The sequence below is a fragment of the Clostridia bacterium genome (assembly GCA_028698525.1).
GTDB lineage: Bacteria > Bacillota > Clostridia > JAQVDB01 > JAQVDB01 > JAQVDB01.
On record JAQVDB010000017.1, the window covers coordinates 25427 to 36326 of the forward strand.

The 10900-nt window shown below is 34.1% G+C and carries 16 protein-coding genes; all 16 read right to left on the minus strand.

All coding sequences use genetic code 11. The annotated features are described in order from the left end of the window. Positions 1-10: 10 nt before the first annotated feature. Complete coding sequence (gene flhB, locus PHP06_03880) at positions 11-1114, minus strand: flagellar biosynthesis protein FlhB (protein MDD3839693.1); 1104 nt, start codon at positions 1112-1114, stop codon at positions 11-13. Next, entirely contained in the window at positions 1111-1899 is a 789-nt protein-coding gene (gene fliR / locus PHP06_03885) for a flagellar biosynthetic protein FliR (protein MDD3839694.1), read from the minus strand. Before fliR ends, flhB begins: the two co-directional genes overlap by 4 nt. Positions 1900-1909: 10 nt before the next feature. Next, complete coding sequence (fliQ, locus tag PHP06_03890; GenBank protein ID MDD3839695.1) at positions 1910-2179, minus strand: flagellar biosynthesis protein FliQ; 270 nt, start codon at positions 2177-2179, stop codon at positions 1910-1912. Positions 2180-2195: 16 nt separating this feature from the next. Continuing rightward, positions 2196-2966 carry a flagellar type III secretion system pore protein FliP gene (gene fliP / locus PHP06_03895; GenBank protein MDD3839696.1) on the minus strand — a complete coding sequence of 257 codons (771 nt, stop codon included), beginning with the start codon at positions 2964-2966 and terminating at the stop codon, positions 2196-2198. A gap of 15 nt (positions 2967-2981) precedes the next feature. Next, positions 2982-3437, minus strand: a complete 456-nt coding sequence (fliO, locus tag PHP06_03900) for a flagellar biosynthetic protein FliO (GenBank protein MDD3839697.1) — start codon at positions 3435-3437, stop codon at positions 2982-2984. A gap of 8 nt (positions 3438-3445) precedes the next feature. Next, on the minus strand, positions 3446-3808 hold the full coding sequence (locus PHP06_03905; GenBank protein MDD3839698.1) for a response regulator: 363 nt from the start codon (positions 3806-3808) through the stop codon (positions 3446-3448). Between the two features lie 18 nt (positions 3809-3826). Continuing rightward, positions 3827-4894: a flagellar motor switch phosphatase FliY gene (gene fliY, locus PHP06_03910; protein MDD3839699.1), complete on the minus strand. Its 1068-nt coding sequence runs from the start codon at positions 4892-4894 to the stop codon at positions 3827-3829. After that, complete coding sequence (gene fliM / locus PHP06_03915) at positions 4891-5877, minus strand: flagellar motor switch protein FliM (GenBank protein MDD3839700.1); 987 nt, start codon at positions 5875-5877, stop codon at positions 4891-4893. Before fliM ends, fliY begins: the two co-directional genes overlap by 4 nt. Positions 5878-5890: 13 nt before the next feature. Beyond that, positions 5891-6307: a flagellar basal body-associated FliL family protein gene (locus tag PHP06_03920; GenBank protein ID MDD3839701.1), complete on the minus strand. Its 417-nt coding sequence runs from the start codon at positions 6305-6307 to the stop codon at positions 5891-5893. A 13-nt stretch (positions 6308-6320) separates the two neighbouring features. Then, a complete protein-coding gene (locus tag PHP06_03925; GenBank protein ID MDD3839702.1) occupies positions 6321-7043 on the minus strand; it encodes an OmpA family protein in 723 nt (240 codons plus the stop codon). After that, positions 7036-7848 carry a MotA/TolQ/ExbB proton channel family protein gene (locus tag PHP06_03930; GenBank protein MDD3839703.1) on the minus strand — a complete coding sequence of 271 codons (813 nt, stop codon included), beginning with the start codon at positions 7846-7848 and terminating at the stop codon, positions 7036-7038. Before PHP06_03930 ends, PHP06_03925 begins: the two co-directional genes overlap by 8 nt. Before the next feature lie 28 nt (positions 7849-7876). Continuing rightward, entirely contained in the window at positions 7877-8059 is a 183-nt protein-coding gene (locus PHP06_03935; GenBank protein MDD3839704.1) for a flagellar FlbD family protein, read from the minus strand. 74 nt (positions 8060-8133) lie between these two features. Beyond that, positions 8134-9447 carry a flagellar hook protein FlgE gene (locus PHP06_03940; protein ID MDD3839705.1) on the minus strand — a complete coding sequence of 438 codons (1314 nt, stop codon included), beginning with the start codon at positions 9445-9447 and terminating at the stop codon, positions 8134-8136. An 80-nt stretch (positions 9448-9527) separates the two neighbouring features. After that, positions 9528-9920 (minus strand): flagellar protein, encoded by a 393-nt coding sequence (locus PHP06_03945; GenBank protein ID MDD3839706.1) that lies wholly within the window; start codon positions 9918-9920, stop codon positions 9528-9530. Then, a complete protein-coding gene (locus PHP06_03950; GenBank protein MDD3839707.1) occupies positions 9913-10335 on the minus strand; it encodes a flagellar hook capping FlgD N-terminal domain-containing protein in 423 nt (140 codons plus the stop codon). Before PHP06_03950 ends, PHP06_03945 begins: the two co-directional genes overlap by 8 nt. A gap of 15 nt (positions 10336-10350) precedes the next feature. After that, the coding region (locus tag PHP06_03955) for a flagellar hook-length control protein FliK (protein ID MDD3839708.1) at positions 10351-10900 on the minus strand (550 nt) is incomplete at its 5' end.

A 10900-nucleotide genomic window follows, 5' to 3' on the forward strand; every position in this document is an offset into this window, starting at 1 on the left:
CCTCAAAATCCTACAACTTACCATTTTTTAAACCATATATATATGCAAGAATTTCAGCTACAGCTTTGTACAATTCAGGAGGAATTTCACTCCCTATCTCTACGGTATTATATAACTCTCTAGCAAGCATTTTGTTTTCAATTATTGATACATTATTACTCTTTGCAACTTCTTTTATCTTTCTCGCAATATTATCTTTACCTTTTGCTACCACTACCGGAGCAGTGTAAGACTCCGGATCATATTTTAGTGCAACAGCATAGTGAGTAGGGTTTGTTATTATCACATCAGCCTTGGGAATCTCCTGCATCATTCTTTTCAACCCTATTTCCCTCTGTCTTTCTCTTATCTTTGACTTTATATACGGATCCCCTTCTGTTTGTTTTAGTTCTTGTTTTACTTCATACTTTGTCATCTTTATAGATTTCTCATATTCCATCCATTGAAAGAAATAATCAAATATAGCTATTGCAATTATAACAGCAGCAGCCTTAATTCCTATTTTAACCGCATTTTCCTTTATAAATATCAAAGCATCATATATGCTTAAATTTACTAAATTAGGTATATCCTGATAGTTTTTCAATAGTTCAGAATAAACGATATAAAGTATCGCAGTTAGCTTGACGAGCGCTTTTAACAATTCAACAAATGCTTTTTTTGAAAATATACGTTTAAACCCTTCAATGGGATTTAACCTATTTAAGTTAGGTGTAAGTGGTTTCGCTGTCAGTAAAAAACCTACCTGTGCATAGTTTAAAATCAACCCTGTTAAAAAAGCTGTGGCCATATAAGGTAATACGGCAACGCCCCAGGTTTTAAAGGAAACCAACATCACATCTCTAATGCCCGTAATAGTATATATATCATCGAGATCTTTGCCGATTTGGAATATTTCTCTTGAATATTCTTTCAATGTATCCGCTGTAATTGATATAAATAGGCTCAATATTGCAAAGAAAAATAACAATAAAAAAGCTGAATTTAAATCATTGCTTCTTATGACCTGTCCTTCGCTTCGTGCCTCTCTCCTTTTTTTAGGTGTTGCCTTTTCTGTTTTCTCCTCTTCAGCAAATAACTGCAAATCTATTCTGATATTAGAGTCTTTTTTCATCCCGGAATCATCCTCTTTATCACATTCCCTAAATCGTTAAGCATTTGCCCGAACACTCCATCCAAAAAATATACAAAAAATGGGATGAAAAGCAATATCACTATAAGGCCTAAAATTATCTTTGCTGGAATACCAAGTATAAAAACATTCATCTGAGGTATCGTTCTGGCGAATATGCCCATAGCAACATCAACTAATAAAGTTACAGCTACAACAGGTAAACTTATTTTTACACTTATTATCAAAACATGACTAAATATATCTATAATATCGTGTGCTGTATTGACGTCCAGCATAGCTTGGCCTAATGGTATATATTTATATGAATCAAACAAAGCTTTTATCAAGATATGATGACCATTCAACGCAAAAAACACCAACAAAGCTATTATATTGTATAAATTCCCCACAATAGGCACCTGTATATTGTTCTGAGGATCGATTACATTTACTATTCCAAAACCAATTTGAGTATCAATAATTTGACCTGCAATGAAAAAGGCTGAAAAAAACAATGCAGTCACATAACCAATTGTCAATCCTATAAGTAATTCTTTCGCCACCATCAATGCCCATATATAAATATTGCTGATGTCATGGACTGCCTTAACATCAATCGTATTCAGAACTATCAAAGAACAAAAAAAGGCTATTCCAATTTTAAAATATGTAGGTAATGACCGACCACCAAAAATAGGTGATAATATAAAAATACCCGACATCCTAACTAGCACTAACAGGAACCCACTCAAATTCAACGAATAACTGCTTAATAATGTATCCATATTCTCTCGACTACTTTATAAAATTATTTATATTCATAAATAAATCTGTAGTAAATTTGATTAACTTGCTCAACATCCAAGGCCCAAAAATTACCATTGCAGCCATCACAGCTAGTATCTTAGGTATAAAAACAAGAGTTTGTTCATGTATCTGAGTTACCGCCTGAAATATAGATACAATCAATCCTACTATGAGACCAAATCCTATCATCGGTGCAGAAATTATTATTATTGTATACAAGGCATTTTGCGTAATTCTTATTACTTCAGCTTGCGACAATAGTTTAACCCCCTTTTTATCTAAACCCGGTAACAATTGTTCTGGAAATTAAATGCCAACCGTCCACCATCACAAATAATAATATCTTGAAAGGCAATGATATCAGTACCGGCGGAAGCATCATCATACCCATGGACATTAATGTGCTGGCAACTACCATATCAATAATTATAAAAGGTATGAAAATTAAAAAACCTATCTGAAAAGCAGTCTTTAACTCGCTTATCATAAAAGCTGGAATCAATGTACTCATAGGCAAAGCATCGATACTCTCTATCTCGTCATTGTTAGATAGCTCTACAAATAATTGTAAATCTTTTTTTCTGGTTTGTTTAACCATAAACTCCCTTATAGGCTTTTGTGCATTTTCGATTGCTTGCTCTTGAGTTATGTCTTGATTCATATATGGCTGTATGGCATTTTCATTTATTTCGCTATATATAGGTGACATTATAAAAAAAGTTAAAAAAAGTGCTAATCCTATCAATACCTGATTGGGTGGCATCTGCTGTGTGCCTAGTGCGTTCCTTATAAATCCCAACACAATTATTATCCTTGTAAAAGACGTCATCATCATAAGGATTGAGGGTGCTAATGTTAGGATAGTTAATAGGAAGATAATTTGTAAACTCACACCTACATCTTCTGGCGTTTCGGCTGGTTCAACATTCACTCCTATTTTAGGGATAGGCAGAGGTTCAGCCCTTGCTGTAACATAATTTAAGCTGCATAATATCAAAACTGCAAATATTATAATTAAAAATCTATAACGCCTACTAGTATTCATGAATATCCTATCTCCTCAACTTTGATGCCTGATTTTATCCAGCCTTCTTTTTATATCTTGGATGCTAAAGTCATCCGTCAGATCTTCTTTTCTTTGTTTGTTTTTATGCATAAATATGTCCATGTATTTACTAAATGGTGTCTGCTGTTTAAAATTGTTTTGATCATCGCAAATTTTTTCTAACTCATCAGCACTGAAACTATGTATTATATTTATATTATTAGTTGTCACTCCTAACAAGAATATCTCTTTATTTATCTCAATAAGGAACAGCCATTTATCTTTCGATAATGGCATACGTTCAATAATATTTATATGCTTGCTTTTTGTTATGTTGGTTGATTTTGTAGCTATAAATTTTGTTGTATAATAAGCAGCAATTATGATAAGTATAAAGGCTAGACCCATACCTATCGTGGTAAAAACAAGCTTCAATGTAGAGTTTTCTCTTAAAAGAAGTAATACCATCATTGTTCCTTTCATCCGATTACTTTTTTTACAGCCTCAATTACTCTTTCGGCCTGAAATGGTTTTACTATAAAATCCTTTGCTCCTGCTTGTATAGACTCTATAACCATAGCTTGCTGACCCATAGCAGAACACATTATTATGCTGGCATTTTTATCATAATTCATAATATCTTTTACTGCCTGTATTCCATCAACTTCCGGCATGGTGATATCCATTATCACAAGATCAGGTTCAAGCTCTTTATACTTATCAAAAGCCTTGGCGCCGTTTTCTGCTTCTCCTACTACATCATATCCATTTTTTGCGAGAATATCTTTTAACATCATCCTCATAAAAGCTGCATCATCTACAATCAAAATGTTTTTAGCCATAAAAATTCCTCCTGTAAATCATAGTTTAATCCTGTTTTTCCTATTGATTATATCAATCAGTCTGACACCAAAATTCTCATCTATTACTACCACTTCGCCTTTTGCTACTATTTTACCGTTAATCAATACATCTACAGGCTCTCCTGCAAGTCTATCCAGCTCTACAACAGAACCAGGAGACATCTGTAGTATTTCCTTTATGGTCTTTTGTGTTTTACCTAATTGCACAGTAACATTCAGCGGGATATCATATAATAGTTCAATTTTATTCGTCTGGTTGACGGCGTTTTCATTATCAAATTCCTGTAATTCTACAGGACTTACGTTTACAACTTTTTTTGTTGCTTTATCAGTTCCATCATCTTTTTTGTCTTGCATATCAGGTTTTTCCGTTTCTTCTAGCTGATCTTGAACCTGCTCTTCTTTTTCTTCATCCTCTGCGATCAGCAGCCCTCGGCTCATCTCTCGACCAAAATCCAAATCTAACAACTGCATTATTTCACTATCTATCAGCGTATCTACTTTCATATTGAACGCAGTTTTTATTATTTTTTGATCATCAGTAAAATATTTTCTAAGGTCTGCATCGAATTTGAACTCAAAGGCATTGGGCGGCGAAATATTTATATCTTTTTTTAACATGGATGATAAAGACGTTGCAGCAGAACCTATCATCTGGTTCATAGCTTCTGCAATGGCACTTAAATGAAAATCATTTATTTCCTCATCTATATTGGTGCCATCCCCTCCCATCATAAGATCTGTAATAATCTTTACATCCTCCTCCTTTATTATCAAAAGGTTTATTCCTTCCAAACCTTTTGTATATTTTACTCTTACTGCAATAAAGGGTATAGGATATTCTTCAATAAGCTTCCTTAAAGATGTTATTTCGACTCTAGGGGTTGTTATGGTAACTTTTTTCCCAAGTAAAGTAGATAATGTTGTTGCAGAAGTTCCCATGCTTATATTGCCAATCTCTCCTAGAGCATCTATTTCTTCATTCGTTAGAAGAGGGGGTTCTTTTTCAGAATTGTTTCCGTTTAAAAGGGCGTCTATTTCTTCTTGTGTTAATAAGTCGCTCATGAAGTTTCATCCTCCTCGTATAAATTTTCGGCTATCTTGACTGCAGCATTATTATTTTTTTTGCCTATATAGCCTTTGAATTTATTTCTTTTTCCAACTTGTACAATTACAGGTTCTCTGACTCTCGAGTTCAGCTTGATTACATCTCCCTCTTCTAGTTCCATTAGCTCCTCCAAAGTAATTTCTGTTGAACCTAACAAAGCTCTTATTGTTGTCCTTACGTTTTTTAATTCTTTCTTTAACTCTTCACCATATTGTCCAACATCAGATGGCTTCTGTGAAGAAAACCAATATCTAGTACTTAGTTTTTCTTTGATGGGCTCAACAGTCACATGTGGAATACAAACATTTATTATTCCCTCTACATCAGCTATCTTAGAGTCCACCGTAATAAGTGCAATAGTTTCGTTAGGAGATATTATTTGTGCAAATTGTGAATTTGTCTCTATCTTTTCCAGCTTAGGATCTATCTCTACTACATTTTCCCAAGCCTCCTTTTTAAAATCAAGAATTTTTAAAATCAACTTACGTAAAATAGTTATTTCGATATCAGTAAAGCCTCTGATCTCATCCATCTCTTTTCCCGGACCACCTAAAACTCTGTCTATAATCATATAGGAAAGATTAGGAGGAATCTCAAATATCATTATTCCATTCAACATATCTATTATAGATAACACAACAGGGTCAGGCATAGAATTAATAAATTCATAATATGTCAGTTCCTCAACTGAAGCCACGTTCATCTCACAATATGTACGTAAATAACCTGACAAATAAGAGGACAAGAGCCTGGAAAGGTTTTCGTGTATTATTTGCAGAGTCCTCAACTGATCTTTTGCAAATTTGTTTGGTCTTCTAAAATCGTAAACTTTAACTTTTTTATTATTCTCATTTTGCTCTATGTCGGAAAGGTCAACTTGGCCGCTATCCAACAAATCGATTAATTCATCTATTTCATTTTGAGATAGTATATCAGACAAATTTCCCTCCCCCTTACTGCAGTACAAATTCACTAAAGTAAATATCTGTAATTTTATCAGTTTCAAAGACTTCTTTCAATCTAGACAATATCTCATTTTTCAGCGTTAATTGAATGTCACTCTTGTTAAAATCTTCCTCCTTCTTATTTCTCAAAATATAAATTATATTATCTTTTACTTTTGCGCTCTGATCATCAATTTCCCTAAGTAAATCATTATCGGTAACTTGTATACTTACCTTAACTTTTATGAATCTTTGACTATCAAGCAAGTTTGTAACAAAACTATCCGGAATATCGTAACAATAAGTTTCTACCTTCTCTTGCTTGTCCGCTTTTACATCTATAAAATTGATCAAAAACAATGATGCTATGATCAATATTCCTATAACCAATATACTCATAATAACATAAAACACCTTTTTAGCCATCTTTAGATCACCTTTATTCTGTTCTAACTATTACTATATCTACCCTTCTATTTTTTGCCCTTCCTTTTACAGTCTTGTTACTTGCAACCGGCCTATACTCTCCATATCCTGATGGAGAAAAAATATCTGGTCTTATACTGCTGTTTTCTACAAAATATCTCACAACCTTAACTGCTCTAGCAGTAGATAATTCCCAGTTAGACGGGAAAAACTTGGTATTTATAGGTAAATTGTCAGTATGACCCTCTACCCTTACTAAGTTTATATCACCTTGAAATTTATATATTCCGTCAGCTATATTATCCAATATTTCTTTTGCATCCTGCTTAAGGATTGCCTTTGCAGAATCAAATAAAACATTATCCTTAAACCTGATCAAAATTTCATTTTTCTGTTCCGACATAGATACTGTAACGTCTAGATCTTTAGTATCCATATATTTTTTTATGTCCTCATATAACTTATTGAACTTCACATCCTGCTCATCTGCTTCTTTAGCTATTTGATCATCTACTTGTCCTTGATTCACCATTTCTCCTTCATCTAAAGTTTTGCCTTCTTCCAACACGCCAATGTTTCCAGTCAATGACTGTACTATAGCCTTCCATTTTACTGCATCAATAGAAGAAAATGAAAACAACAAAACGAAAAATGTAAGTAAAAGAGTTACTAGATCACTATAGGTTACCAGCCATGACTGGGTATTGTTTTTTTTTCTCTTATTTAATCTACTCATCTTTAAAACCCTCATTACCATCTTGTAAATCGTCTTTTGGGTCAGTTGTACCTTTTTTAATGCTCTCTGCCAAAAAAGCCTTCAGTTTTTCTTCTATTATCCTGGGATTTTCCCCTGCCTGAATAGACAAAATTCCTTCAATTATCATCTGTTTAGATAAGAGCTCCTCATCACTTCTGACTCTTAACTTCCCAGCTATAGGCGTAAAGAAAAGATTTGCTAAAATAGAACCATAAAATGTCGTTACCAAGGCCACTGCCATGCTAGGGCCGATGGTATCGGGATCATTTAAATTCTTGAGCATGGCTATAAGGCCTATTAAAGTACCAATCATTCCAAAACCAGGAGCATAACCTGCCATTGCTTCAAACATTCCCTGGCCTTCACTATGCCTAAACTCAATGTAGTCTAATTCAGTTTCCAGTATATTTTTTACTAATATCGGATCTGTACCATCAACGATTAAAAGAATACCTTTTTTAAGAAATTCATCATTTACTTCGAATGCTTCTTCTTCTAATGCAAGCAAGCCTTCTTTACGTGCAATATTTGCAAGCACAATAATTCTATCAATTATTTTTTTAGTATCGTTATCTTTTTTTATAAAAACATTTTTTGTAAGCTTAACCACATTGACTACTTTTTCTATAGGATAGTTTATGAAAACAGCACCTATAACACCACCGAACACTATTAGCATCGATGGTCCATGTATGAATTCAGATAAAGCACTGCCATTTTGTGTTATTCCTAGGGCAATAAGCAATATACCACAGATAAGTCCAAGTAAAGTTGAAAAGTCCATTCATTACACCTCGCAAAATACAGACCCGTTATTTATATATTTTTTTCTTATATTCTATTACTTTTTTGATTACTTCATCTATTTTTTCAGCAACTATGACTTTATTGCCAGTATTTAAGCTTATAACAGTATCAGGGGTTTCTTCCATGAATTCTATCATCTCTGCATTGACAACAAATTCTTTTCCATTCAGTCTTTTTAATTTGATAATATCAATCACTTCCATTTATATCGGAATACAAACTTGTTTTACAATGTTTGTATTCCGATTCTTTCTAAAACAGATTATCTTTTGAGGTTTACAAGCTCTTGAAGCATTTCATCAGAGGTCGTTATTATCCTTGAGTTGGCTTGGAATCCTCTTTGAGCAATTATCATATCTGTAAATTCACGTGAAAGATCCACATTGGACATCTCTAAAGCCTTTGTATTTAACACTCCTCTTCCATCCACACCTGGAACACCAACGATGGGATTCCCAGAGTTAGTAGAGTTCTGGAACATGTTTTCCCCTACTTTAGAAAGGCCTGATGGGTTAGAAAACCTAGCTAATGCAATAGTTCCAAAATGTTGCTGCATTCCATTAGTAAACATCCCAATCAATCTTCCCATAGCATCAATTTCCACATTCTCTAGGTCTCCTGGAGGATAGCCTCCTATTTCATTTACCTTTACAGTAGTATTTGACGAAGTCTGTGTGAATTTATCAGGGGAAAAAAGTATATTTTCAGTATTAATAATTATATCCTCTGCTCCTGTTTTATCAGGATCAAGACTCAATACAATGTTAGGCACCTGTCCTTTATCACCTTGGAGTTTTCCGGTGGATCCATCAAAAACAAGATACCCATGTGCATCATCTATATTTACCCCTTCATATACAAAACTCTGTGTCGGTGTTCCTACTGCCAAATCAGGATCATCACTGCTCACAGTCCATGACCATATATTGTTAGAAGTATCTACTTTTTTAAAATGAAAAGTTATCTGGTGCTGTCCTCCTAAACTATCATACACCAACACATCATAATCCACCTCATTGTCCTTTGGCAAATCAGAATCCAGATTTCCCTCAAAGACTATCCTATCCGTGGCCTTCCCATTCATTCTTATGTTAGTCATGTTTATTGCCTGTAAGGCACCTGATGTATCCACTACACCGTCTTCTCCCATCCAACCTAGAACATAGTGTCCGTTAGCTGTAGTCAGGTTGCCAAAACTGTCTTTTCTGAAATTTCCTGCCCGTGTATACTTTATGCTTGTCCCATCAGATACTACAAAAAATCCTTCCCCTTCTATAGCTAGGTCTGTTGCAACATCAGTCCTCTGCACACTGGTGCCACCGTGTATAACATCAACGGAACCTGTGCTGACCCCTAGCCCAACTTGTTGAGGGTTTATTCCTCCCCGTCCCATTCTTCCTCCAGCCTGTGAAGGAGCAGCTGCTGGCTTTAACATTTGATTATACATCTCTTGAAAAGTTACCCTGCTGGACTTGTATGCTACAGTATTTACATTTGCAATGTTATTGCCTATGACATCCATCATCAGCTGATGGGCTCTAAGACCAGATACACCAGAAAACATAGATCTCATCATAACAAAAATGCCTCCTTTTTTTGAACCGCTAAATTCCTTCGTTCATTCAGGAATTATCAGCCTCCTCAAAAGAGGTCCGGCTAGACTATAACGGCTCCATCAATATTTGTAATAATATTTTCCTTTAAATTGTCTTTATCAATCACTGTTATTACAGTATGGTTTTTTACACTCACTATGAAAGCCTTATCCTGCATGATTATAAGTGAATCACTAACACCCTTGTTTTTCGCTTTATTTACCGCATTTTCTATCTTGTCTATATCGCTACGGGTTAACTTTATCTGTCTCATATTCATCCTTTCGATGGAATGCTTGGAAAACTTTATCCCTTCTTTATTAGACGAAGATAATTGTTTTAATATGTCTTTAAATGATGTGTCAGCCGACTTGCTTTTATCTTTATAAGTTTTATGTATAAAAGTTTTCCCTGTAGTTATTATATTGGGTTTTATATATGTTTTATCATGCATCGGACTCATCACCCTGATTTATCACTTGTTTTATATCTTCAACAGGGACATCTACTCCGTCTACTTCCACATAATAATAACCATCATTGGTTATTTTAGCACTATTTACTATACCCTCAATCCTTATTAAAGCTCCATTATACGGGTCTTGTGTTTGGGCTACAATCTTTTTCCCTACCATACTCACCGCATAATTCATGTTGAAAGTATTGTTTAAGTTTTGTATCTGTTCTAATGTTGAAAACTGCGCCATCTGAGCTATAAACTCCCTATCCTCAATAGGGTTTAAAGGGTCTTGGTTTTTTAGTTGAGCGATTAAAAGTTTTAAAAAATCATCTTTCCCTAAAATATTTTTGTTGCCTTCTATTTTACTTGTTTGTTGAGTATATGAGTTGCTGATATTTGTTACATTCATATTTTTCACCCCCTATCATACAAGATAATTTATGTATCCGATATTTAAATAATCGTCGTATTTTTTTATGGCACTCGAATTTCCAGATACATCCTTTATGTTCGGTCTTTTAAGATTTGTTTTTGTTTGCCTCTTATCTTTATAGTATTCAAATCCCTTGCTATCTCCAGTGTTTACCGATACACTTAAGTTTGAAATTCCCATTCCTTGATCTGCCAAATTTTGTTTTAACAATGGCAAGTTAGATTCGATTATATTTTTTACTTCCTGATTTTGCGTCACTATCCTTGCAGTTAAAACACCCCTTTCAAAAGTAACCTGTATATTAATTTTTCCTAATGAAGGTGGCTTGAGCTGTATAATTGCCTCTTGTGTATCTTTGCCTTTAACTAAAAACTCTATCTTTTCCGATATCTGATTGACAAGATAGCTATTGATAGATGTATTACCTTGAAGTATATTTCCCATTTTACCAAGAGGAGTATATATACTTGTATCTTGTATGACAAGGTTATTATTAAATTTGTCATTTTGTTTTTGGCTGATAATATCTATTAAATCTTTC